A 23184-nucleotide genomic window follows, 5' to 3' on the forward strand; every position below is an offset into this window, starting at 1 on the left:
TCCGGTTATCCCATTTATTTTTTTCTATAAACCCATTATTTGTAGCCAGTCATGGGATAATCAAATCCCAGACAATGGGCCTTTACTGTTTGCCAGTATTTGGATAGTAAAACTATATCGTGATGAACAATTATAGAATGATAAAACTTCATTTATTTGCCGATAAAAATTCGCTCATTTTACCCATTATAGGGGGAATTGCCATGGGTTTAAATGGGGCACCATTTAGTCTTTTCCCCCTTGCTTTTGTGGCCATTGTACCTCTTATTTCTGTGGCGGTGGATAAAAACTTTTTCCAAGCTATTTTAGCAGGCTTTTTATGGGGGGTTGGTTTCCACGGGTTAATGTTGTTTTGGATTACTGGCATTCATCCCATGACTTGGATGGGAGTTCCATGGTTTTATAGTCTTTTGATTGCCACTTTCTGTTGGGTTTTTATTACTGTATGGGGGGCACTTTTAGTCACAATTTGGGCAGGGGGAATCAACCTTGTTTCTCGCTATATTTCGCGGGGATTTTGTCTTTTTGCTCCTTCTGTAACTATCTCAATGGCCGGCGTTACTTTGTGGTGTATTTTGGAGACAATTTGGAGTAATACTCCCCTGTGGTGGTCATCCCTAGCATTAACCCAAAGTCCACACAATCTCTACCTCCTTCAACTATTAAAAATCTCAGGCTCAACCACTGTGACTGGTATTATAGTCTTGGTTAATTTTCTATTTTACCAGGCCATAGCGGGAGTGGGAGTTGTAAAAAATACTGGCCAAAAATTAGTTAATATCTGTCTAGGGGTTGTGATACTGTTTTCAACTCACTATGGAGGCTATGCTATCTACAAAAAACCCTTGGCGGATAAGCCGGAATATGGGGTGAAAGTGGGGATTATTCAGGGAAATATACCCAATGAGATTAAACTAGAAGACCCGGGATTTCGAAGGGCTATTGTTAACTATACCAGGGGATACATAAAACTGGCAAGAGAGGGAGTAGATTTGGTGTTAACCCCGGAGACAGCTTTGCCTTTTTTCTATGATGATATTCGAGAAAAAATAAAATTTAATCAAATCATAAAACAGGAGAAAATCCCAATATTACTAGGGGCATTTTACTCTTTTAATGGGGAAGATTATGCCAACAGTTTATTGAGCATCGACGGGGAAGGAATGGTGATTTCTAGATATGACAAAATCAAACTAGTGCCCTTGGGGGAATATATACCACTGGAGGGGATTTTTGGGGGTATCATAAGAAGACTATCGCCGTTGGATACCCACCTGGTAGCCGGTAGCATGCAACAGGTATTTTATACTCCTTTTGGCAAAGCCATTGCTGCCATCTGCTACGACTCTGCCTTTAGTGAGGTATTCCGACAACAAGCCTTAAAAGGGGGAGAGTTTATTGTCAGTGCAGCCAACAATGCCCATTATAGTAGGAGTATGCCCTTACAACACCACGCCTTGGATGTGATGCGGGGGATTGAAATGGATAGATGGGTGGCAAGGGCAACTAATACTGGTTATTCTGCTATTATAGACCCCCATGGTAATACTCTTTGGCTGTCTCGATTAGATGAATACCAAACCCACAGTCATCTAATCTATCGTCGTCAAACTACTACCCCTTATCTTTTATGGGGAGATTGGCTGTTAAAAATCCTTCTAGCTTTTTTAGTTGTTAACCTGTCTCCCCTCGCCACCAAAATCCCTGGTGGTTTCAAAGATTTTGACTGGAAAACCGGCAAAAAAATAAGATAACAGGGGGAGAAAAAAATACCTAAATAGGCCAACTGAGACAAATTAATTCCTCCTTTTCACGGGGATACAATGCTTTTTTTGATGAGTCTTGATAGAATTAAACTAGTGCTCTATAGTGTTCGTGACTAGCTAAAACCCTATATGTACACTAGTAACATAGAGTTGACACCCGATGGGAACCAAAACCGACAATACGATTGTGTGATGGCGGAAATGTCGCCGGCTGCCCTGAGTATGGTAGCAGATTTTTTCAAGGTGTTGTCAGAGACTAGCCGTCTAAGCATAGTCTGCTGTCTGCGAAATGGCCCAAAAAATGTTACCGAAATCATTGAAAAAACAAAATTGGGGCAGGCCAACGTCTCCAAACACCTTAAGATTCTAGCCCAAGCCGGCATAGTTTCTAGAACTCAAAAGGGAATCCACGTGTATTATCAAATTGCCAACCCCTTTGTCTTCGAGTTGTGCGACTTGGTATGCAACTCCCTTTCCATTCAGATTCAACAACAACATCAACAACTGGCACAAATTAGAATGATGAAACAAAACCTGGAGTCTGGGAATGGTTGAAAAATCCCTGTAAGAAGATTGTCCTTTCCCCAGAGAAATTCCTAAAATTTACTTCCTTTTTAAAATACCTCTTTTTCCTAGGCCAGAAGATTAAGTGTTATTACGTAAGCAGCACTGTTATTGAGAAAAAAAAATAGAAAAAACAGAAACCCCCCGATAGATTCAACGGAATGGGGGAGAACAATGGGGGGGGATTTGGCGTCTTTTTTCTGTTAAAATTTGCTCAAAGGGGCTCATTTTTTCTAATATAAATGTTAGAATCAATGGGCAAAAGAATACAGGCAAAGGCAATAATAATTAAGGGATTATGAGTGAACTGTCCAACGGCAATAACATGGGAGAACACCTGAGTCGCGACGAGAGGGTTAGACAATTGGAAAACATGATTAAAACTCTACAAATTGCAGACCAAATCTCCCAGAATGGCTACCTGATTACCAGTTCGGAGTTAGCCGACTTGATGGACATCAACGCCAGTGCCGTCACTAGTAGGGGAGACGAGTGGCCATGGCGTAACTGGCTGGTTTCCAGAGTTAGAAGAGAGGGGAATCAGATTCTTTGGCAACTGGAAAGAATCGAACCCCGCCCTGAAAAGTAAGATAGAATAGAAGACCCCCCTAAAGGGGGCTTCCCTGGTGGTCTCAACCACTAGGGGGTAATACTGCCGTGTAAATAACTATACCACGATGGTGGTCTTGGCCTTCAGTTCGCCTCTGGCATACTTGGCGGCGTAGTCGTCGAGGCTCATTTGTTTGATCTTGCTGGCATTACCGGCAGTCCAGAACTGCTGATAGCGCTCCATACATACTTGTTTCATGTACTTGATGGAGGGCTTGAGGAAGTGACGGGGGTCGAAGTTGGAGGGATCTTTAGCGGCAGCCTCACGAATGGCTGCGGTGATGGCCAGACGGTTGTCGGTGTCAATATTTACTTTGCGTACACCGCTCTTGATACCTTTTTGGATTTCCTCGATGGGAACTCCGTAGGTTTCACGGATGTTACCACCGTATTGATTAATCATGTCAATCCATTCTTTGGGGACAGAAGAAGACCCATGCATTACTAGGTGGGTGTTGGGCAGCTTGGCATGGATTTCCTCAATGCGGCTGATGGCGAGGATTTCACCGGTGGGTTTGCGGCTGAACTTGTAGGCGCCGTGGCTGGTGCCAATGGCCACTGCCAAAGCGTCTACTTGGGTTCTTTCGACGAATTCTACCGCTTGATCTGGGTCTGTTAGCAACTGAGAGCGATCCAATTTGCCTTCAAACCCGTGGCCGTCTTCGGCATCTCCCATGCCGGTTTCTAGGGATCCCAGGCAACCCAATTCCCCTTCAACGCTCACCCCTACAGCGTGGGCTACTTTTACTACTTCAGCTGTAACACGCACGTTGTACTCGAAGTCAGAGGGGGTTTTAGCGTCTTCTAGGAGAGAGCCATCCATCATTACGCTGGTAAAACCATTACGGATGGCGCTGTAGCAGGTGGCTGGGCTATTGCCATGATCCTGGTGCAGGGCGATGGGTATGTGGGGATAGGTTTCAGCCGCCGCCAAAACCAGGTGACGTAGGAAGTTTTCCCCGGCATAGGAACGAGCCCCACGAGAGGCCTGCAAAATCACAGGGCTATCGGTTTCGTGGGCGGCTTCCATGATGGCCTTTACCTGCTCCAGGTTGTTCACGTTGAAGGCAGGAATTCCATAGTCGTGTTCAGCGGCATGGTCTAACAACAACCGCATTGGCACTAAACCCATAACATTCCCTCCTTAACCTTTTCTTAACCTAAGTGCTTTTATATTTGTTAAGAATCTTAACCTATTATGGGTCTATCTTAAGACATTTTTTGTTTTTTTGGCACTACCCTGCGGGAGATTATTATGCAGTCATGACCCCAACAAGCCTAGGTATAAAATCTTCCCCCTCGGCGGGGCTAGCAGGCCAATCTCTTAACGAGGTCTACTGGGACGGGAGGCCCGTCTTTCCTTCATCCAGGAGGCCCATTGTTGCCTTTGTTCGGGGGTGAGAATGCTTCGCATTTCTAACATACTCTCAAATGAGAGGGTTTTTATTTTCTGTTCTAGGGCAATAATCTTCTGGTGTTGGTTACGCAGAGTAGTTTCTGATTCGTTTCTGGCCATCATTTCCTGGAGGGTGTCCCTTTCGGCACGCAATTGTTCTTTCAGACTACTGATTTGGGGTCGATATTTTTCCCTTACAGCGGCCATTTTTTGTCTCTGTTCGGGGGTAAGGTTGAGTCTGCCCATCATTTTGTCTTCTTTCATCCACCCCCTGTTTTCGTTTCCCATTCCGGGAGATGGCATTCCTTGGGCCAATACGGCAGTATTCACACCACTGCTGGCAAGAAGAGTAACAAAGGCTAAACCAGTAATCAGTTTGTTCATTTCTGTAACCTCCTTATTGGGCATAACTAAAAGACTGAGGGTCAGTACTTGTAGTAGACAAATTCCAGATTTCCACCATAAAGGCTTCGATTTCTTCTTCTTTGCCGGAGGCCATCTGAGGAGATTTGCTGCCCATCACCAGAAACCAACAATAGCCTCCCAAGAGTACGGCTGTGGGCAGGGATAACCACCACCATGGCCTTCTCTTCCTGGCTTGTGGGGTTTCTGAGGTGCTGATGGCCGTCATGAGGGATTCCTCGAGATGAGGTGAGGAAGGAGGCGCCATGGGGGAATAGGTTTTTAAAAAATTTATCAGTTGTTGGTCTTCCCAATCATTGCCTCTCATAGGGTTATTCCCTCTTTTTCCAAGAATTCACGTAGTTTTTTCCTAGCTTTAAAAAGTCGAGATTTGACAGTGCCCACGGGTATGGACAGAATTTGTGCTATTTCCTTTTGGGGCAAGTCCTCCAGGTCATGTAGTACAATGACGGCACGATGTTCTAAACTGAGTTGTTGTAACCCCCTTGCCACTAACCCCTCATAGTGCAATTGGAGGAGGAAAGGGTTATCCAATTCCACTTCTTTTCTGTTTTCCACCTGATGACATTGTTTTTTTTGTAGGCGGGCATTTTGATCACAAGCCACATTCCAACAAATTCGATACAACCAGGTGGAGAAGTACTGGGGATTGCGCAGTTGGTGTATGAACCTCCACACCCTTAGGAAAACCTCTTGCTGTAAGTCATCTAGGTGTTCACTACCACATAGCCTGTACAAAGTATTCCTCACTCGCTGGTGATAACGTTCATATAAAAGACGGAAAGACTGTTTATCACCCTGTTGGCATTTTCTTACCAACTGGACACAAGTCTCAAAAACCGCATCCGTCAAAACAGTCATTATCTCTTGGGCTTGTGATTTCTGTGTTTTTAGACTTTCCCGTTTGCCGAAAGGTTCAACAAAAGCCTTTACAAAACTTAACAGACCGCTTTAGGGGAGGAGTAACTAGAATGAAAGTGGATACTTAAGAGATAGCCAAGATGCTGACAATACCAGAGAATCCCCTAAGGGTGGGACTTAACCAGGCAAAAATCCCTGAACCACTGATATTGGTGATTTTTGGTGCAACTGGCGATCTCACCCAGCGGAAACTGGTGCCCGCCTTATATCAACTGAAAAAAGAAAGGAAATTGCCCCCCCAAATGACCATTGTAGGGGTGGCAAGACGCCCCTGGGCTCATGAGACATTCCGGGAAAAAATGCGTCAGGGGGTAGAAGAATTTGGCGACGGCATAGAAAAAGAGGAGTTGTGGCAGTCTTTCGCTGATGGACTATATTATTGTCAGGGGAATCTGGACGAAGCGGAAAGCTATGACAGATTAAAAACCTTCTTGGCAGAATTGGATGAGAAGAGGGGCACCCGCGGCAATCGTGTTTTCTACCTAGCCGTCTCCCCTGAGTTTTTTCCCTCTGCTATTAAACAGCTGGGCGCAGCACAAATGCTGTCTAACCCCCTCAAACACCGTCTGGTAATCGAAAAACCTTTTGGTAAAGACCTGAGTAGTGCCCAAGCCCTCAACAAAATAGTCCAGAGTGTCTGCAAGGAGGAACAGGTATATCGCATTGACCACTATTTGGGCAAGGAAACAGTGCAAAATCTCCTGGTTTTCCGTTTTGCCAATGTCATCTTTGAACCCCTATGGAATCGCAACTATATTGACAATGTGCAAATCACCGTGGCGGAGACGGTGGGGGTGGAAGAGAGAGCGGGATACTACGAGACTGCGGGCGCCCTCCGAGACATGGTACAAAATCACCTCCTCCAACTGCTCACCCTAACCGCCATGGAGCCCCCTGTGGGCATGAATGCGGACAGTATTCGCAACGAGAAGGTAAAGGTCCTTCAGGCCACCCACCTGGCCGACCTGAAAAATCTGGAGTATGCAGCAGTACGAGGACAGTACAAAGCGGGCTGGATTAAGGGGAAACCAGTGCCGGGGTATCGAGAGGAAAAAGGAGTAAATCCCCTGTCCACCACCCCTACCTTTGTGGCTTTAAAGCTGATGATAGACAACTGGCGTTGGCGGGGTGTGCCCTTCTACCTGCGCACTGGCAAAAGACTGCCCAAGAAGGTTACGGAAATCGCCATCCAGTTCAAAGACGTCCCCCTTTCTATCTTTCCCTCGGCGGCACAACAAACTAACCCCAATGTGCTGGTGTTAAGAATCCAACCCAACGAAGGCATCTCCCTCCGTTTCGAGGCTAAAATGTTGGGCAGCGAATTGCGCACCCGCACTGTGGAAATGGACTTCAGTTACGGGGCCTCCTTTGGCATGGCCACTCAGGATGCCTATCATCGTCTCCTGTTAGACTGCATGTTGGGAGATCAAACCCTCTTTACCCGTGCTGACGAGGTGGAAGAAGCCTGGCGGGTGGTACAACCGGTTTTAGTGGCCTGGGATGCCCCTACCCCTCCTGACTCCATTCCCCTGTACGAGGCAGGCACTTGGCAACCTCTGGAGGCTGAACTGTTAATTGAACGAGACGGACGACGTTGGCGACGACTGTAATTTTCCCTTTTCAGTATTACCCTTTCGGACAAAGTACAAAGAGGTGACAATTATGGCGATAGTAAATAATACCGATGTAAACACAACCCCCATGGTGGCCTTACAACCCCCAAAGGATGTGGATTTGGAGGCCATCGAGAACGAGCTACGACAAATATGGTTAGCCCACAGCGACACCAAAGATGGCCTGGCGGCAGCGAGGGCCTCTAGCTTCACCCTCTTGATTTATGAGCCCGAGCCCATCCAGCCCCTCTTGGCGGCCTTAGGCTTTTACAAAGGCCCCATTGACGGCATCAAAGGCCCAAGGACTATTTCCGCCATCAAAGCCGCACAAAAGGCCTACGGCTTGCCGGTTACCGGGGCTGCTACCCCGGAGTTACTAGAAAAGCTACAAAAAGAATACAGAGCTTCTGTAAAGGCGGGCAAAATTAATGAAACCTACTCCCCCGATTCCAGTGGGGCGGGGATTGCCGATGCCATTGCTGCCACTAACCCCTGTCGTATTATAACCCTTTGTCCCTCTCTGGGCGAGGATGAGGGGGTGAAAGCCCAAGTATCTGCCTATTGTCCCGTCACCAAAAGAGCTTCTGGTAGTTTGATTTGTTGTGAATATATTACGCTCATCGGCACCTCTAAAGCTCTGGAAAGGATAGGGGGTGTTATCACTGAGTTGATGATTCCAGAATTGCCCAAATATATCTGGTGGAAAGCCAGTCTTCATCAAGATTACCCCCTATTTCAAAGACTGATGGGGGTCTGCGATCGTCTCATTGTGGATTCTAGTATCTTCCCCCAACCGGAAAAAGAACTATTGGCAGTGGCAGAACTCATACAAGATAATATTCCCGTAGCTGACCTGAACTGGCATCGTTTAGCCCCATGGTTGGAACTAACCGCCGAAGCTTTTGATCCCCCAGAAAGACGACAAGCCATATGGGAGGTGGACACCGTCACCATTGACTATGAAAAGGGCAACCCCTCTCAGGCATTCCTGTTTCTGGGATGGCTAGCTAGTCGTCTTCACTGGCAACCCTTTAGTTGTGAGAAGGAAGAGGGAGACTACTACCTTCACAAAATTGCCCTTAAAACCCCTGAAGGCAAAACTATCTCTGCAGAATTGGCCGGCACCCCTGTAGGCAACCCTGGGAAAATTCTAGGGGATTTAATCGGGCTAAAACTCTCCTCCACCAACCAAGAGGCCGACTGTTGTACTGTTTTGTGTTCAGAAACCACCGGCTGTATGCGTATGGAGGCCAGCGGCGGCGCCCAGTCCTGTCGAGTACAACAGGTTACATCCTTGGCAGATCAAGAGCCTGAAATTCTCTTAAGTCAAGAATTACAGCGTTGGGGATTAGATAGTCTTTATCTAGAAACCATGACTGTCACCAAGCAATTGTTACAACTGTAGTTCTTGTACTTTTGTAATGCTAAACCCCTTGCAAAATAAACAGAGAGGGGTTATAATATGGGAATGTGACTAAGGCTTGGTAGCTCAGCGGTAGAGCAAGGGACTCATAAGCCCAAGGTCGACAGTTCGAATCTGTCCCAAGCCATCTAGTTAAAAGTCCGTATTGCCCTTTTATTGTTGGGCCAGAAAAGCGGCACTGCGGCAACCTACGGCCTCCGAGAGGTGTTTGAAACCGTTTTCTTGCACCTTCTGACTTAAACCGCGTAAAATGGTGGGCACAACCCACGGCCCCTGGTAAATCCAGCCCGTGTAAAATTGTAGCAAGGTCGCCCCGGCAGTGATTTTCTCCCAGGCGGATTCGGCATCAAATATACCCCCTACACCCACAATGGGCATTTCTCCCCCAGTCTGGTGGTAGATATAGGCTATTATTTCCGTTGAACGTTTTTGCAATGGTAAACCACTAATGCCTCCCGCCTCCTCTGTAATGGGTTTGCCAGTGGCGTCTAAAATCCTGGTTTTTAAACCCTCCCTGCTGGTGGTGGTATTGGTAGCAACTATTCCTGCCAATTGGTATTTCCTGGCAACCTTTACAATCTCCCCTATGGCCTGTTTGTCCAAATCTGGTGCTATTTTTAGCAAAATGGGCTTTTCTCCTTTATTTTCCTCCTGTAGTGCCCCTAGAATAGACTCCAACTCCTCCCCCCCCTGTAATTCTCGTAGTCCGGGGGTATTGGGAGAGCTTACATTCACCACAAAATAATCCGCCCATCCCTTTAGTAGGCGAAAACTGGCCAGATAATCCCCCTTGGCTTCTCTGTTGGGGGTGATTTTGGACTTGCACAGGTTTATGCCAATGGGGATTCGTGTTTCTGTTTTCTCCCAGGTTTCTTGTAGTCTTGAGGCAATAGCCGCCGCACCATCGTTGTTGGCACCCATCCGATTCAACAAAGCCTTATCCTTGGGCAGCCTAAACATCCGTGGGGGAGGATTACCCGGCTGGCTGTGAAAGGTAACTGCCCCCAATTCCGCAAACCCAAAACCAAAACTCTTCCATATCCCCGCCGCCTGGGCATTTTTGTCAAAACCCGGTGCTAACCCCAAAGGATTGGGGAAGTCTAACCCCCACAGCCTTTGACGCAACAGGGGATAATCTCCACAAAAATTCCTTTCTAATTCCTTTATCAGCCACTTCGCCCAATATTTGTGCCTTTGCTTCCAAATCCCCTCCAATATCTTGATTACACTATTGTGTGCTCCCTCAGGATTCCTCTTTAGGGAAGCAAAAAAAATCGGATAAAATGGCCTAAGAATCTCTAACATGTTTCCTGTTTTTTCCCAGTTAAAAAACTTAAATAAACTTCAAGAAAAAGCAGCCTATTATTTAGTTTTGTTAAGGAAAAGTTAAAAAAATCTAAAAAAGAAAAAAGGGAAAAAAGATTAGAAATAACGAAATTACTTGTTTTTGGCGGAAAAATCCTTGATCCCCGGTGGGTAATAATAGAGAAAGAAGAAAAAGTTGAGGGGGTTTTCTCTGTAAAAATGATTGCCAGTAACGGTTGTCGGCTGCTTTGTCGTCATTGTCGCTTCTACTCGCCACAGGGAAGAAGGGGGGGAATGTGTTCTCAACTGGGGGTAATGGTGAAAGCAGACTGGAACTCCTGTTATTTTGCCTCTCCAGCCTTTGAACAAAAGGAGACCAAAATTCCCCATCTAGTTTTATTAGAAAAATCTTTCTCCTTGAGCTGTGTCACTCCAGCAGTACAATGGTCCCTGGAAACACACAAAACAGTCTCTAGTGAAAGACAAAATACCGGATAGTATTTGCCAAACATACACACCTAATTCATTGTGGTAAGATTAAAAAACAGTTTAAAAAAAAAAACAATAGGGGCTGGGAAAGAAATGAGGTTAGGGCAACCAGGGATAATTGCGGAAATTGGGGGGACGTTTTTCCAAAAAAGCCTGTTTCCCTTCATTCCCCTCTTCCGTCATATAGTAAAGAAGGGTCGCATTTCCCGCTAATTCCTGTAGGCCCACCTGTCCGTCACAATCAGCATTAAAGGCTGCCTTGAGACAGCGAATGGCAATGGGGCTTTTTTCCAGAATCTCCTTGGCCCATTTGATCCCCTCCTCCTCTAACTGTTCCACCGGCACCACCGCATTCACCAGCCCCATTTCTAGTGCCTGTTGGGCGTTGTATTGACGACACAAATACCATATCTCTCTAGCCTTTTTCTGTCCCACAATACGGGCTAGATAGCTAGCACCAAAACCCCCGTCAAAACTCCCCACCTTTGGCCCCGTTTGCCCAAAAATGGCATTGTCTGCCGCGATAGTTAGATCACAAATCACGTGTAGCACATGACCGCCGCCAATGGCATATCCTGCCACTAGGGCTATTACTACCTTGGGGATGCTCCGTATTAATCTTTGTAAATCCAAGACATTCAAACGGGGCACCCCCTCCTCGTCTAAATAACCACCCTTGCCACGGACGGATTGATCCCCCCCAGCACAAAAGGCATATTTCCCATCCGTGTGGGGGCCAGCACCAGTAAACAAAATTACCCCTATTTTCTGGTCTTCTCTGGCGTCACAAAAGGCATCATACAGTTCAACTATAGTCTTGGGTCGGAACGCATTACGCTTGTGAGGTCTGTTTATTACTATCTTGGCAATTCCTTCCCACTTGTAATACAAGATGTCTTCGTATTCCTTAACCTTCTGCCAGTCTACTGTCATGCAACTCCTACTTCTTAATTCTTTTTACTACCCATTGCCTAATTATAGTCTTTGGGGTTATGATTATCTTTCCCCGTGGCTGGAGTATTAAATTTTACAAACCGTTCTTGACAAAACGGGGAAAATAGTATAGAGAGCAAGGACAAAGACCATGAACAGTGGGCAATTGGTGGGGAAAGTATATCTAGTAGGGGCAGGACCAGGAGATCCAGGCCTTTTGACCGTCAAAGGAAAAACCCTCTTGGAAATGGCAGATGTGGTCATATATGATGCCTTGGTGAGTGCCGAGATATTAGCTCTGATTAATCCTAAGGCAGAGAAAATCAATGTGGGCAAAAGAAGAGGAAGACACTCTCTGTTACAAGAAGATATCACCCGACTGTTGGTGGAGAAGGCCCATCAACATGCTATTGTGGTACGGTTGAAAGGGGGAGATCCCTTCGTTTTTGGCCGGGGAGGCGAGGAAATGGCCGACTTGGTGGCCGCTGGGATCCCCGTAGAAGTAGTACCAGGTGTAACCTCGGGTATTGCTGCTCCGGCTTATGTAGGTATTCCAGTAACTCACCGTAACTATAGTTCTTCAGTGACCTTGATCACCGGCCACGAGGCGGCTGGAAAATACCGTCCACAGGTGAATTGGCAGGCTTTGGCTCAAGGGTCAGAAACATTGGTAGTTTATATGGGGCTACATAACTTGCCCCAGATTATAGCCCGGCTGAAAGAGGGAGGGTTAAAGGGAGATACGGAAATTGCCCTCATTCGTTGGGGCACCACCCCCCAACAGGAAGAGTTATACGGCTGTCTGGATGATATTGTCCAAAAGGTGCAAGATACGGGTTTTTCCGCACCAGCTATTGCCATAATTGGCCCAGTGGTTTCCCTTAGACACCAGTTAGCCCCTACCCGCCCAATGGTATATTAGTCTTCAAGTCTGTTGACTGAAGGAGGCAAAAACCAATGGCTGTAACCCCCTCTAATATGCCACCACTGGGCATGAAAGCGCCGGATTTCTCCCTCCCGGATGTCGTCTCTGGCAAAATGGTGTCCCTGTCCGACTTTTGCGGCTGTAAGGGTTTATTGGTAATGTTTATCTGCAAACATTGTCCTTTTGTTAGGCATGTGCAGGAGGAATTGGCTAGAATAGGGCGAGACTATGCTAACAGGAATCTGGGCATTGTGGCCATCAGCAGCAACGATGTGACTCAGTATCCTGAAGACTCCCCGGAAAACTTAAAACAGATGGCGGAAAGTCTTGGTTTTAACTTCCCCTTGTGTTATGACGAAACCCAAGAAGTGGCAAGGGCCTTCCAAGCCGCCTGCACCCCCGATTTCTTCCTGTTTGACGAGAATTTTCTTCTAGTCTACCGAGGACAATTAGACGACAGCCGCCCCAGTCTCGACATCCCTGTCACCGGCAAAGACTTACGAGAGGCTATTGATGCCCTTCTGGCTGGCAAACCCATTAATCCTGAACAAAAACCCAGTATCGGCTGTAATATCAAGTGGAAACAAACATAGCGTGAGAGGGAAAACAGTTTAAGAATTATGTCTTGCCGTAACTTTGGCTCAGCTTGGGATGATTAAATGGAATACCGAAGATGATACAAGGAAATCTCCGGTTGTCTATCCATGTCCTCATTGCTGGCAGATGCCCATAGGCGTTTACAAGAGGCGCTAAAATACGTCGCCGTTTCCGAGGACGCCATTGAACGTCTAAAATACCCTAAAATTAGTCTGACCGTGTCTATCCCCGTAAGGATGGACGATGGCAGCCTCAAAGTCTTCCAGGGATACCGTGTGCGCTACGACGACACCAGAGGACCTGGTAAGGGAGGAATACGCTTTCATCCAAACGTAACCCTAGATGAAATACAATCTCTGGCCTTCTGGATGACTTTTAAGTGTGCCCTGTTGAATCTCCCGTTTGGTGGGGCAAAAGGGGGTATTACTGTCAACCCTAAGGAATTGTCTAAGGCGGAATTGGAACGTCTCAGCCGGGGATACATAGAGGCTATTGCTGATTTTATCGGACCAGACAAGGATATACCTGCACCAGATGTCTACACCAACGAAATAATAATGGGGTGGATGATGGACCAGTATAACATCATCCGTCGTTGTATCTGTCCCGCAGTGATTACCGGCAAGCCCCTTAGCATGGGTGGTAGCAAGGGCAGAGACACCGCCACTGCTATGGGGGCCTTTTATGTCATTAGCAATATCCTTCCCCGCTTCGGCAAAACCCCCCCGCAAACCACCGTGGCTGTACAAGGCTTCGGCAACGCTGGCAGTGAAATAGCTGAACTCCTAGGCAGGGCCGGTTACAAGGTGGTGGCAGTAAGCGACTCCCGTGGCGGTATCTATTCCCCCCATGGACTAGATATCCCCAGTATCCGAGAGTACAAGCGTAAACACATGTCCCTCAAGGGAGTATATTGCCAAGAAAGTGTCTGTAGCATTGTAGAACACCAGGTGATCAGCAATGAGGAGTTGCTAACCCTGGACGTAGACGTCTTGATACCGGCAGCTTTAGAAAAACAGATTACAGAAAAAAATGCCCCCCAGGTGAGGGCCCGTTTTATCTTTGAGGTGGCTAACGGGCCTATTACGGCAGATGCTGACACCATCCTAGAAGGAAAGGGCGTTATTGTCTTCCCAGATATTCTTGTCAATGCCGGGGGGGTTACCGTTAGCTACTTGGAATGGGTACAAAACCGCTTGGGCTACTATTGGAGTCTAAGTGAAGTACAGAGTCGGCTCAGGGAAAAAATCCTAGAGGAAACTAATATGGTTTGGCAAATTCACCAGGAATTGGGTGTTTCCTTTCGCACCTCCGCCTACATCCATGCCCTCAACCGCCTAAATGAAGCCATGTCGGCCCGGGGGACCAGGGATTATTATATCTCTCAGTAGCATCCCCCTTTCATCCATATTGGGACTTTAATTTATCATCGTATTCATCGGCAAGGGAAGCAACTAAGGTAATAGCCCGAGAAATCTCCGACGGCGACAGCCCGTCTACTATTCTCTGGGTCAACAACACCACCTGGTCGTTGATTATGGCAAATTTGGTCTCAAAAGTGCCACTCCCATTCATCTCCAACAGCTGACGCATCAACTCGTTTTCCTTCTGCTTGGGGAAGGGCATTATAGCTGACCAGACTGTTAACAAATCTTCATCTTTCTCTCCGGTTAATTGTACAAACACTTCTACGCTGCCATACTGGAATCGCCACAGGTGACCATTCTCGTTTTTTTGAAACATGGCGCTGTCATTCTCCGCCAAGGTGGCAATTACTGCCTCTATTTGTTCCTTGTAACCTAAAGAGGCACCCGTTAATTCCTCGGTTTCCGTCGCCATTGCCTCACTGGTTTCTTGATTCACTTCTAATTCAGGATTGGTTGTCATAGTCTACCTCCTGGTATTTTGACTCGTCTTGGGATAATACCCCCATGATAGGACATTTAATTGCCACCACACCACAGGGGGTTTCCCCCCTTGGCAGCATTACCTTTGTGTTAGTTTGGTCAATACTCTGTTGGATCTTTCTACAAACTCTTTCATCCCCTCGGCATCAAACGCCCTTTGTGCCATCAGGGCCAAGTCGTAAACATATCTACACAGCAGATTTACCATCTCCTGACGAGATGACTCCCCTCCCGGTTGAATAATTGCCCCTTTATGCATTTGATATATATTTTCAATTAACGGATGGGCAGTATTGATAAGCAACACGTGTTCTTCCGGGAATTTCATCTCCTTTTGTTGCAAGAGAGCCGTCATCTCTTGGAAACGACGCATGGCCTCTGGCAGCAACACCATTGCCGGTGGGGTTTCCTCTTGATTGTCACTTTTAATGGCCTGGGTTTTTACATTAACCTTGGGCTTGTTGATAGCTTTTTCAAATAATTCCTTGATTTCTTGGGCACGGGTTTTGTTGGTTTTAGGGTCTACAATAGTAGAGGCCTTATCCTCTTCTATCAGACTGGCATCCAACTCCGCATCAACCCGTAGGAATTTTACATCCTTGTATTCTCTTTCTAAGAAGGGGATGAAGTAGTTGTTGTCAATAAACGAATCCATGTACAATACCTCAATCCCCTGTTTTTTGTATAAATCCAGATAAGTGGCTTGGGTTTCAGGGTTGGTGCAGTAGAATACCTTGTTTTTGTGTTTGTCTTTGTTTCTCTCTAGATACTCTTTGAGGGTAGTGTAGGGGTAATAAGTGTTGTCTTGCCATACATCTTCTTCCTTGTTATCCCCTGCTGGTGTTTCCTTTGGTGGTTCATAGGTGGTACGGAATATTATCAAATCCTCCACCTGTTTCTTGAATTTTTCGTCTTTTAGACTGCCATACTTGACAAAAGTGCCCACATCCTCCCAACAACGAATATATTCTCCCCTATTTTCGTTGTACAATGAACGGAGTTGATCTGCTATTTTTTTGCTAATAAAATCAGCTATTCTTCTCACAGTGCGGTGGTTAGTAAGGGCGCTACGAGAGACGTTCAGGGGAATATCTGGACTGTCAATTACCCCCCTCAAAGGCATCAAAAATTCAGGGATAATTTCCTCACAATTATCGCTAACAAACACCTGATTACAGAAGAGTTTTATTTGTCCTCTGGTAACATCTACATCAGGTCGGAGTTTGGGGAAATACAAAATCCCATTAAGTAAGAAGGGATAGTCTGTGCTTAAATGTACCCACAATAGGGGGTCTTCCTGGTAGGGGTAAAGATAACGATAGAATTCCAGATAGTCTTCCTTAGTGAGGTTTTGAGGAGACTCTTTCCATAATGCCCTTTGACGATTGAGCACCTGTCCATTCATTTTAATGGGCACCGGCACAAAGTCGGAGTATTTTTTCACTAGGTTTTTGATTCTAGCCTCTTCTAGATACTCTGTCTCCTCATCCATTAGGGTGAGAGTTACAGTAGTGCCTGGTGTAGTGCGCTCCGACTCACTTAACTCGAATTCTGGCGAACCATCACAACTCCAGTGTACCGCAGTGGCTCCCTCTTTGTAAGATAGGGTATCAATTTCCACCCTCTTTGCCACCATGAAGGCAGAATAAAATCCTAAGCCAAAATGCCCTATTAAATCATTTGGATTTTTCCCGTATTTAGCAATGAATTCTTCTGCACTGGAGAAGGCCACCTGGTTGATATATTTTTTCACTTCTTCTGCCGTCATGCCTATACCATTATCGCTGACGGCCAGAGTTTTATTCTGTTTGTCAATGGTGATTGTAATCTCTGGTTCGGGCAAATCTTTGGTTATATCTCCCGCTAGAGAGGCCATTTTCGCCTTGGTGATGGCATCCACAGCATTAGAAATTAATTCTCTCAAGAAGATTTCATGGTCGGTATAAAGGGATTTTTTGATAATAGGAAATATGTTCTCAGTGTGGATAGTGATATTCCCTTTCTCTAGGAGCTTATTCATAGGCTCAATCCAAGTTTACAGGTATAATTGACGGCATTTAGAGTTAGTTTTTACCCCTATTGTTCATCTTGTCACAAATAATTTTCCCAGATCAAGATGTGGTTTCCCGAATAGGAGAGGAAGTGATATAATGTGGGTCTGCACTGCAATTATCTATTGTATATAGTTCTATAGTTCTAGTTATCAAACATGGCAACACTAGAAAGAATGCCGGGGAAAATGCCTCTTACCCCCATTTTTAATCCCAATGGCGACGATCGCATCGAAAATAGGAGAATTTGGTTCGGCAATACTACCAATTTAATGCAACTGAATGACGTACGCTATAGTTGGGCAATAGGATTGTATCAACAGATGCGGGAGAATTTTTGGATTCCCCAGAAATTGGATATTACTCAAGATGTGACAGATTACTGGAATTTGACAAAAGACGAAAGACGCGCCTATGAAGGCATTTTGTCTTATTTAACCTTTTTGGACTCAATACAAACTTGCAATATTCCTCACCTGAAAAGTTCAATAACAGCCCCGGAAGTTAGCCTGTGTATGGCTGAACAAATATCTCAAGAAGGGATGCACAATCATGCATATCAGTACATAATTGAGACAGTTATTCCTAGTGAAAAAAGAGACAAAGTTTATGACTTTTGGCGGACGGATAAAGTGCTGGCTCAAAGATGTGAATTTATTGCGGGAATGTATCAAAAATACCTGGATGATCCCACCCCAGAAAATTATTTCATCGCCTTGGTGGCTGATTATTTATTGGAGGGATTGTACTTCTACAATGGCTTTATTTTCTTCTACAATCTGGCGGCTAGAATGTTAATGCCAGGTAGCGCCGACATTTTTAGAATGATAAATAGAGACGAATTGTCTCATGTGCGATTGTATCAGCGACTAATCCCAGAAGCCATGCAGGTTTTCCCCCATTCTAAGGAACAAATATACGAAATGTTCGACCAGGCTGTAAAACATGAATGTCGCTGGACAAACCATATAATTGGCAATAACATTTTGGGGATAACGGACAACAGTACCGAACGTTATACCAAATATCTTGCTAATATTAGGTTAAAGTCTATTGGACTAGAACCAATTTATAAAGGGGAAGAATACCAAAAAAGTCCCTATACTCATCTGGAAAAATTCTCCGATACCAAAAAAGAGGGTAACACCAAAGCCAATTTCTTCGAGGCTAGTGTTACCAGCTATGTCATGTCTTCAGGGATTACCGGTTGGGAGGAAATTTAACAAGCTAGTATAAGTAATTGTTATGGCGGAGAGAAAGAGAACGATCCCCGAAATCAATGACAAGATTCTCCAGGGCAAGGTAAGGGTTTGGACCGTGGAAGAATTGAAGAATAACGTCAAGAAATTGGGTATAAGGGAAACTTATGAACAAGTGGATGTAATCTGTACTGGCACCTTTGAGCCCATGGAGTCGTCGGGGGCGTTTCTCAACCTGGGACATACAGATCCTCCCATAAAAATCCGCCAATGCTGGTTGGATGGAGTTCCCGCCTATGCTGGCCTGGGGGCGGTGGATTTGTATCTGGGGGCTACCGCTGTGTCAGAAGTGGGAGAGGGGGAAAACAGTGGCCCTTTGTCTTTTTCCCCAAAACCCCCCCCAAACCCTGTGGAAAGAGGTGGTGGCCATGTCATTGAAAGTCTGGTAGCGGGGGAGTCAGTCACCGTCAAGGCCATTGGTCATGTTACCGATTGTTACCCCCGTGCTACCTTTGAGGGGGTTATCACCAAGGACACAATAAATCAGTTTTACTTATACAATCCTAGGAATTTATATCAAAATTTTATTGTGGGCGTGAATGGAGGCGACAGGACTCTCTACACCTATTTAGGCCCTCTATTGCCTCGTTTGGGCAATGCCGTCTATTCCTGCACTGGGGCTTTATCCCCCTTGTTAAATGATCCCTATCTGGAAGTGGTGGGTGTCGGCAGCAAGGTTTTCTTGGGGGGTGCAGAAGGGATGATTGTCTGGGAGGGCACACAACATTTTCCTTCCCAGAAGAGGAGTCCTAATGGCACTCCCATTGGCCCAGGAGCCACCGTGGCTTTAATAGGGGATGCCAAAAAGATGAGTAGACAGTGGGTGAGGGGGTGTTACTTCAAAAATTATGGTCCATCTTTGATGCTGGGGGTTGGTATTCCCTTGCCGGTGTTAAACGAAAAGGTTATTGAATACTGTGCCGTGGAGGATAAGGATATCCTTGCTCCCGTGGTGGACTTCTCCATCCCTCGTCGGGTGCGCCCTAGTTTTGGTTTGGTTAGCTATGCCCAGCTAAAACAGGGGAAAATCAAAATCGAGGGGCAAATCGTTCGCGTTGCGCCCCTTGCCAGCCTCTATCTTTCCCGTCAGGTGGCAGAGACTCTTAAACAGTTAATTATGGAGGGCAAATTCATTCTTACCGAGCCTGTTGCACCCCTTCCTAAAGAAAGGACCTTTATCTCCCAAGACGGCGTTATTTAGGAGGAGCTTAATAAATGTTACAAACTGTGTTTTGTTGCCAATATGAATGTTGTCATTGGACAAGATGCTCCCCTTGATGTAGGGTGTAGGGGATAGGATTTGGGGGTATATAGCAATATGCCCTTGCTGGGGGAGAAAAAGAGGGCAACATTGTGTTATTCTCTTCAATGGGTACACATAGCAGGATAAGTAGTGTTTGTTTATCGGAGAATTATTCGATTTGCAGACACAGATGCGGCAGGGGTTGTCTACTTCGCTAGTCTACTAGCTATTTGCCATGAAGCCTATGAGGAAATGCTGCGACAGGCTGGGATAAAACTGGATTATTTCTTCGGCAATGAGAATCTGGCTATTCCAATAATCCACGCGGAAATAGACTTCTTTAAACCCCTGTTTGTAGGAGATTTAATTACCATCAAAACCCGGTTTAATCGGGTGAGTGAAAAGGTGTTTGAAATTAAATACTTTGTGGAGAAAGAAACAGAAGAAGTTGCCGTTGCCTTAACCCGTCATATAGGCATTCAACCCCAGACTCGTGAAACTGTAAAAATACCCGATTTCATCCTGGAAATTGGCAATAAAATAAACGGCAACTGTTAGTTTTACCTCCACGGGGAAGACAAAACAAAAAATCCCAAGACTATTGAGCCAATTTTAGGCCAATTTAGTAGCAAAACCCTTGGCTTTTTTCTTGTTTACTGATGGGGTTTTGGGCAATTCCCCAGTCTCCAGCCAATGAAGATGTTGCGGCAATAGTTCCTTGAGATTATAATTCCTTACAATAGTCTCTCTCGCCCTTTCCTTGATTTTAACCATCAAGTCAGGATTATCTAAGGCATACTCCACTTTATCGGCAATCTTGTTGGGCTCAAAAAATGGCACTAACAGGCCATTGTAATTGTCAACGATAACCTCCCTCACCGGCGGAGTGTCCGAGCCTATTATCACGCAACCCGTCGCCATGGCCTCCATCATAGACCAGGATAACACAAAGGGACGAGTCAAGTATATGTGGGCAGAAGAATTCTGTATTACTTTCAAGTATTCGTCATAGGACAAACGACCAGTAAAATGTACTCGGCTAAGATCTAAAGGAACCTTCTTTAACATTATATCCAGATAGGTCTGACCTTCAGGTGGTTGTTTGCCATAAGCCACCCTATTTTCCCCCACAACCACAAAATGAGTATGAGGACGTCTTTTCTGTAAAATACCAATGGTTTCTATTAGTTGCGGAAACCCCCGGTAGGGCTCCATCCCTCGAGCTACGTATGTAACTATCTCTGATACGTGGCTGAGATCTAGATTTATCCTAGGGAGAATTAGTTTATTTTCTGGATTAGGTTTGAAGTAGTCTGTATCTATGCCGTCATGGAGGACAGTAATTTTAGAATGATATTCTGGGGGGAATTGTTGTTTCTGCCAGTGGGTGGGAGACAAACCAGCCTCACAGGTGTATAAGTCGATGAGGATGCTACTGTTTTTCACCCTTATTCTAGCTTCATCATCGGCTGTAAGGGGCTCATTTGGGTCAAAATCGGCATCCGACCCATGTGCTCTATAAAACCATTCAAAGTAACATACAAATCGCGCCTTGGGAAACAAGTCTTTCATAAACAGTGTTGCCCCCCATCCAGAATGACCGTATATAATGTCGGGGTAAAACCCCTTCTGTTTCAAAGCCTGTAATGCCCTGTATACTGCCTGTCCTTCTAAAACCTGACCTTCTAGTGGTTTGACGTAGTGATGGGTGGAAGGGTGGGGTTGTCTCGCCGGCTGGTATAGAATTTTCCTAACCCCCTCTATTTCCCCTTCCTTTCGTTTGGTGGCAAAAAAGACATTGTAATTAGTGTCTTTCCCTAAATGTACTGCCAAATGACGAAATTGTGCCGGAAAATTGGGATGAATAAACAAAATCGTCTTTTTCTTTGATGACATCCCTTCCCTCCTTTTCATTACAGTCCTCCATTATAAAAGACCCAATAATTTTAGGCTTTGTCTTAAACAAAGATAATAGGGAATGCTATAGAGGAAAATGCATTTTTCGGATAAGATGGAGTTATAACAGGAATATTGGGAGAATTTGCATGTAGGCGGGGCTAACAAATATGGAACTAATTATTTGTTTAACCGTGGTGTTGTCGGTATTTCTGGTATTGGTGGTGGGAATAATAGGCTTGATAAATGCACCAACCCCCGTATTGTTGGTAATTCTGGCTGCTGGATTGCTTCTTACCCAAAAATCCATTGATAGTGTAACTGCCGGCGAGGATATCCTAATCAAAGAGGAGGATAAGAATAGGATAGAACAAGTACAGACACAGTCAGGCAATTTGGGAGGCAAGTCTACACTGATTTACCGTGGCATCAATTATAATAATGGTGTAAGGGGGAATAGAAGAGTGGCACAGTTTAAAGGGTTGCAGTATAGGGGAGTAAAAATAAAGACTAACACCCCCCGGGATGAAGTGGTGTGACTAGCCGGATTGTTTTTGGGTGGCTTGTTGGGTCAGTTTTTGTAAGAATTCCTCCGTGAGACGGTAAAATGCCTTTGAGGCGTTACAGTCAGGGGTGATAATAGTAACCGGAATAGAAGCATCTACCGCTTTGGCTACATTTACATCCATAGGGATTTCCGTGAGAAAGATTTTCTCTGGGGGGAAGTCTTGTTTTATTCTTCTTTTTACCTGTTCGTAATACTTAGCGTATCGCCCGAATAATCCACTCTGAGAAAGGATGAAGACAATACCTAACAGTTGGAGTTTGAGGGAATGGTTATCCTGATGGCTTTCTCTCAGTTTTCTCACCCTTCTTTCTAACAACTGGATACCCACTAGGGAGAGAAATTCTGGCCTTGCTGGTAGAATATAAAAATCACTGGCAGCTAGGGCACTACGGGTTAGAATATTATAGCCAGGTGCACAGTCTAGAATGATAAAATCATAATTGGCTACTACAGGTTTAAGAATATCCTGCAGCAATAGACTCTCAAAATTATTCCAAACCCCCTCAAAGTCACTTGCTTTATTCTCCTGAATGGCTTGTTGGTGTAATTTTTCGGAGATAAGATACTCGTCATACAATTCAATATCCCCTGGCAAAAGGTGTAGTTGACTCAAATTGGAAAGAGGGGATATGATAAGGTCTGTGGTGGGGAGTTTACTATGGAGGTTAGATGTGACTGCTAAATCAAGCAGGTAGCTGAGGGTTTTTCTGTTTTTGCGTAGTTTGCCAAACTCATGAGGTGGTAGAAGACTTAAAGTGGCACTAATCTGGCTGTCTAAATCCAATACCAGAACCTTTTTATTATACGCTTTAGCTAGACAAGCGGCTAAATTGACGGTGAGGGTAGTTTTTCCCACCCCTCCTTTCATGTTTACTGTACTAATAATATATCCCATATACGTACTAATCAATGTCTACAGGTGAATAACAGAGTCTTGTAACCATTCAATATAGGATTGGCTGCCATCTACTAGTGGCAAAGCGATGATTTCTGGGGTTTGATAGGAATGTAGGCTTTTGATTTTTTCTGCTAGCTGGGGGAATAGTTTTAAATTGGTTTTGATTACCAACTGCCATTCCCTATCTTCACACACTTCCCCTTGCCAACGGTAGATGGAGTGAATAGGGAAAATATTAACACAGGCTGCCAATTTTTCCGACACCAAAATCCTGGCAATGTTTTTAGCCTCTTCTTCACTATTGGTTGTAACCAAAATCACACCACAATCCTTGACAGTCATAAACCTCTTGGCTTTTATTACACTCGCGGGGTTTATAAGTTTATCCAGAGAATCCT

General features: G+C 45.3%; 24 protein-coding genes and 1 tRNA gene. 14 read left to right on the forward strand and 11 right to left on the reverse strand.

All coding sequences use genetic code 11. The features are described from left to right. Positions 1–203: 203 nt before the first annotated feature. The 3 genes from lnt (at position 204) to IGQ44_02145 (ending at position 2919) form a co-directional block, all read left to right on the forward strand. Entirely contained in the window at positions 204–1754 is a 1551-nt protein-coding gene (lnt, locus tag IGQ44_02135; protein ID HIK36778.1) for an apolipoprotein N-acyltransferase, read from the forward strand. Between the two features lie 141 nt (positions 1755–1895). Continuing rightward, positions 1896–2321, forward strand: a complete 426-nt coding sequence (locus IGQ44_02140; protein HIK36779.1) for a winged helix-turn-helix transcriptional regulator — start codon at positions 1896–1898, stop codon at positions 2319–2321. 307 nt (positions 2322–2628) lie between these two features. After that, complete coding sequence (locus IGQ44_02145) at positions 2629–2919, forward strand: hypothetical protein (GenBank protein HIK36780.1); 291 nt, start codon at positions 2629–2631, stop codon at positions 2917–2919. 78 nt (positions 2920–2997) lie between these two features. Here IGQ44_02145 and fba read toward each other — a convergent pair whose 3' ends face one another. The 4 genes from fba to IGQ44_02165 form a co-directional block, all read right to left on the reverse strand. After that, the gene (fba, locus tag IGQ44_02150) at positions 2998–4071 is read right to left on the reverse strand and encodes a fructose-bisphosphate aldolase class II (protein HIK36781.1); all 1074 of its coding nucleotides are present in this window, start codon (positions 4069–4071) and stop codon (positions 2998–3000) included. Between the two features lie 192 nt (positions 4072–4263). After that, positions 4264–4719, reverse strand: a complete 456-nt coding sequence (locus tag IGQ44_02155; protein ID HIK36782.1) for a Spy/CpxP family protein refolding chaperone — start codon at positions 4717–4719, stop codon at positions 4264–4266. 13 nt (positions 4720–4732) lie between these two features. Continuing rightward, positions 4733–5065 carry a hypothetical protein gene (locus IGQ44_02160; GenBank protein HIK36783.1) on the reverse strand — a complete coding sequence of 111 codons (333 nt, stop codon included), beginning with the start codon at positions 5063–5065 and terminating at the stop codon, positions 4733–4735. Then, on the reverse strand, positions 5062–5619 hold the full coding sequence (locus tag IGQ44_02165; protein HIK36784.1) for a sigma-70 family RNA polymerase sigma factor: 558 nt from the start codon (positions 5617–5619) through the stop codon (positions 5062–5064). The genes IGQ44_02160 and IGQ44_02165 overlap by 4 nt, the downstream gene beginning before the upstream one ends. Positions 5620–5759: 140 nt before the next feature. On the opposite strand from IGQ44_02165, the gene IGQ44_02170 reads away from it, so the two are divergent. From IGQ44_02170 to IGQ44_02180, 3 genes are all read left to right on the forward strand, one after another. Further along, positions 5760–7289 (forward strand): glucose-6-phosphate dehydrogenase, encoded by a 1530-nt coding sequence (locus IGQ44_02170; protein HIK36785.1) that lies wholly within the window; start codon positions 5760–5762, stop codon positions 7287–7289. A gap of 52 nt (positions 7290–7341) precedes the next feature. Continuing rightward, positions 7342–8697, forward strand: coding sequence for a glucose-6-phosphate dehydrogenase assembly protein OpcA (gene opcA, locus IGQ44_02175; GenBank protein HIK36786.1), 1356 nt, complete (start codon positions 7342–7344; stop codon positions 8695–8697). A 73-nt stretch (positions 8698–8770) separates the two neighbouring features. Continuing rightward, positions 8771–8842 (forward strand) — tRNA-Met (locus IGQ44_02180). 26 nt (positions 8843–8868) lie between these two features. On the opposite strand, the gene IGQ44_02185 is transcribed toward IGQ44_02180, so the two are convergent. Next, the gene (locus IGQ44_02185; protein ID HIK36787.1) at positions 8869–10020 is read right to left on the reverse strand and encodes a quinone-dependent dihydroorotate dehydrogenase; all 1152 of its coding nucleotides are present in this window, start codon (positions 10018–10020) and stop codon (positions 8869–8871) included. Positions 10021–10239: 219 nt separating this feature from the next. Between IGQ44_02185 and IGQ44_02190 the strand changes: the two genes are divergently transcribed. Further along, entirely contained in the window at positions 10240–10518 is a 279-nt protein-coding gene (locus IGQ44_02190) for a hypothetical protein (protein ID HIK36788.1), read from the forward strand. A gap of 90 nt (positions 10519–10608) precedes the next feature. Here IGQ44_02190 and menB read toward each other — a convergent pair whose 3' ends face one another. Then, entirely contained in the window at positions 10609–11442 is an 834-nt protein-coding gene (gene menB / locus IGQ44_02195) for a 1,4-dihydroxy-2-naphthoyl-CoA synthase (GenBank protein HIK36789.1), read from the reverse strand. A 151-nt stretch (positions 11443–11593) separates the two neighbouring features. On the opposite strand from menB, the gene cobA reads away from it, so the two are divergent. From cobA to IGQ44_02210, 3 genes are all read left to right on the forward strand, one after another. After that, positions 11594–12364 (forward strand): uroporphyrinogen-III C-methyltransferase, encoded by a 771-nt coding sequence (cobA, locus tag IGQ44_02200; GenBank protein HIK36790.1) that lies wholly within the window; start codon positions 11594–11596, stop codon positions 12362–12364. A gap of 35 nt (positions 12365–12399) precedes the next feature. After that, positions 12400–12960 (forward strand): thioredoxin family protein, encoded by a 561-nt coding sequence (locus IGQ44_02205; GenBank protein HIK36791.1) that lies wholly within the window; start codon positions 12400–12402, stop codon positions 12958–12960. A 111-nt stretch (positions 12961–13071) separates the two neighbouring features. Further along, entirely contained in the window at positions 13072–14355 is a 1284-nt protein-coding gene (locus tag IGQ44_02210) for a Glu/Leu/Phe/Val dehydrogenase (protein HIK36792.1), read from the forward strand. 10 nt (positions 14356–14365) lie between these two features. Here IGQ44_02210 and IGQ44_02215 read toward each other — a convergent pair whose 3' ends face one another. Together IGQ44_02215 and htpG are read right to left on the reverse strand one after the other, a co-directional pair. After that, positions 14366–14851 (reverse strand): YbjN domain-containing protein, encoded by a 486-nt coding sequence (locus IGQ44_02215; protein ID HIK36793.1) that lies wholly within the window; start codon positions 14849–14851, stop codon positions 14366–14368. 99 nt (positions 14852–14950) lie between these two features. Beyond that, complete coding sequence (gene htpG / locus IGQ44_02220) at positions 14951–16891, reverse strand: molecular chaperone HtpG (GenBank protein HIK36794.1); 1941 nt, start codon at positions 16889–16891, stop codon at positions 14951–14953. Positions 16892–17110: 219 nt separating this feature from the next. Between htpG and IGQ44_02225 the strand changes: the two genes are divergently transcribed. The 3 genes from IGQ44_02225 to IGQ44_02235 all read left to right on the forward strand — a co-directional run bounded on the left by IGQ44_02225 (position 17111) and on the right by IGQ44_02235 (position 19982). Next, positions 17111–18145, forward strand: a complete 1035-nt coding sequence (locus IGQ44_02225) for a ribonucleotide-diphosphate reductase subunit beta (GenBank protein HIK36795.1) — start codon at positions 17111–17113, stop codon at positions 18143–18145. 22 nt (positions 18146–18167) lie between these two features. Continuing rightward, entirely contained in the window at positions 18168–19382 is a 1215-nt protein-coding gene (locus IGQ44_02230; GenBank protein ID HIK36796.1) for a homocysteine biosynthesis protein, read from the forward strand. A gap of 192 nt (positions 19383–19574) precedes the next feature. Beyond that, positions 19575–19982 carry an acyl-CoA thioesterase gene (locus IGQ44_02235; GenBank protein ID HIK36797.1) on the forward strand — a complete coding sequence of 136 codons (408 nt, stop codon included), beginning with the start codon at positions 19575–19577 and terminating at the stop codon, positions 19980–19982. Positions 19983–20036: 54 nt separating this feature from the next. Here IGQ44_02235 and IGQ44_02240 read toward each other — a convergent pair whose 3' ends face one another. After that, entirely contained in the window at positions 20037–21320 is a 1284-nt protein-coding gene (locus IGQ44_02240; protein ID HIK36798.1) for a glycosyltransferase family 4 protein, read from the reverse strand. 170 nt (positions 21321–21490) lie between these two features. Here IGQ44_02240 and IGQ44_02245 point away from each other — a divergent pair, with 170 nt between their 5' ends. Beyond that, entirely contained in the window at positions 21491–21859 is a 369-nt protein-coding gene (locus tag IGQ44_02245; GenBank protein HIK36799.1) for a hypothetical protein, read from the forward strand. On the opposite strand, the gene IGQ44_02250 is transcribed toward IGQ44_02245, so the two are convergent. Next, positions 21860–22783, reverse strand: coding sequence for a ParA family protein (locus IGQ44_02250; protein HIK36800.1), 924 nt, complete (start codon positions 22781–22783; stop codon positions 21860–21862). It lies immediately after the preceding gene. Positions 22784–22801: 18 nt separating this feature from the next. After that, positions 22802–23128 (reverse strand): divalent-cation tolerance protein CutA, encoded by a 327-nt coding sequence (locus IGQ44_02255; protein HIK36801.1) that lies wholly within the window; start codon positions 23126–23128, stop codon positions 22802–22804. Between the last annotated feature and the right edge of the window lie 56 nt (positions 23129–23184).

The sequence above is a fragment of the Geminocystis sp. M7585_C2015_104 genome (genome assembly GCA_015295805.1).
Classification (GTDB): Bacteria; Cyanobacteriota; Cyanobacteriia; order Cyanobacteriales; family Cyanobacteriaceae; genus DVEF01.

Coding starts and splice junctions, on each gene's coding strand:
- lnt (HIK36778.1), top strand. CDS start 204: ATGGGTTTAAATGGGGCACCATTTAGTCTTTTCCCCCTTGCTTTTGTG.
- IGQ44_02140 (HIK36779.1), top strand. CDS start 1,896: ATGTACACTAGTAACATAGAGTTGACACCCGATGGGAACCAAAACCGA.
- IGQ44_02145 (HIK36780.1), top strand. CDS start 2,629: ATGAGTGAACTGTCCAACGGCAATAACATGGGAGAACACCTGAGTCGC.
- fba (HIK36781.1), bottom strand. CDS start 4,071: ATGGGTTTAGTGCCAATGCGGTTGTTGTTAGACCATGCCGCTGAACAC.
- IGQ44_02155 (HIK36782.1), bottom strand. CDS start 4,719: ATGAACAAACTGATTACTGGTTTAGCCTTTGTTACTCTTCTTGCCAGC.
- IGQ44_02160 (HIK36783.1), bottom strand. CDS start 5,065: ATGAGAGGCAATGATTGGGAAGACCAACAACTGATAAATTTTTTAAAA.
- IGQ44_02165 (HIK36784.1), bottom strand. CDS start 5,619: ATGACTGTTTTGACGGATGCGGTTTTTGAGACTTGTGTCCAGTTGGTA.
- IGQ44_02170 (HIK36785.1), top strand. CDS start 5,760: ATGCTGACAATACCAGAGAATCCCCTAAGGGTGGGACTTAACCAGGCA.
- opcA (HIK36786.1), top strand. CDS start 7,342: ATGGCGATAGTAAATAATACCGATGTAAACACAACCCCCATGGTGGCC.
- IGQ44_02185 (HIK36787.1), bottom strand. CDS start 10,020: ATGTTAGAGATTCTTAGGCCATTTTATCCGATTTTTTTTGCTTCCCTA.
- IGQ44_02190 (HIK36788.1), top strand. CDS start 10,240: ATGATTGCCAGTAACGGTTGTCGGCTGCTTTGTCGTCATTGTCGCTTC.
- menB (HIK36789.1), bottom strand. CDS start 11,442: ATGACAGTAGACTGGCAGAAGGTTAAGGAATACGAAGACATCTTGTAT.
- cobA (HIK36790.1), top strand. CDS start 11,594: ATGAACAGTGGGCAATTGGTGGGGAAAGTATATCTAGTAGGGGCAGGA.
- IGQ44_02205 (HIK36791.1), top strand. CDS start 12,400: ATGGCTGTAACCCCCTCTAATATGCCACCACTGGGCATGAAAGCGCCG.
- IGQ44_02210 (HIK36792.1), top strand. CDS start 13,072: ATGTCCTCATTGCTGGCAGATGCCCATAGGCGTTTACAAGAGGCGCTA.
- IGQ44_02215 (HIK36793.1), bottom strand. CDS start 14,851: ATGACAACCAATCCTGAATTAGAAGTGAATCAAGAAACCAGTGAGGCA.
- htpG (HIK36794.1), bottom strand. CDS start 16,891: ATGAATAAGCTCCTAGAGAAAGGGAATATCACTATCCACACTGAGAAC.
- IGQ44_02225 (HIK36795.1), top strand. CDS start 17,111: ATGCCTCTTACCCCCATTTTTAATCCCAATGGCGACGATCGCATCGAA.
- IGQ44_02230 (HIK36796.1), top strand. CDS start 18,168: ATGGCGGAGAGAAAGAGAACGATCCCCGAAATCAATGACAAGATTCTC.
- IGQ44_02240 (HIK36798.1), bottom strand. CDS start 21,320: ATGTCATCAAAGAAAAAGACGATTTTGTTTATTCATCCCAATTTTCCG.
- IGQ44_02245 (HIK36799.1), top strand. CDS start 21,491: ATGGAACTAATTATTTGTTTAACCGTGGTGTTGTCGGTATTTCTGGTA.
- IGQ44_02250 (HIK36800.1), bottom strand. CDS start 22,783: ATGGGATATATTATTAGTACAGTAAACATGAAAGGAGGGGTGGGAAAA.
- IGQ44_02255 (HIK36801.1), bottom strand. CDS start 23,128: ATGACTGTCAAGGATTGTGGTGTGATTTTGGTTACAACCAATAGTGAA.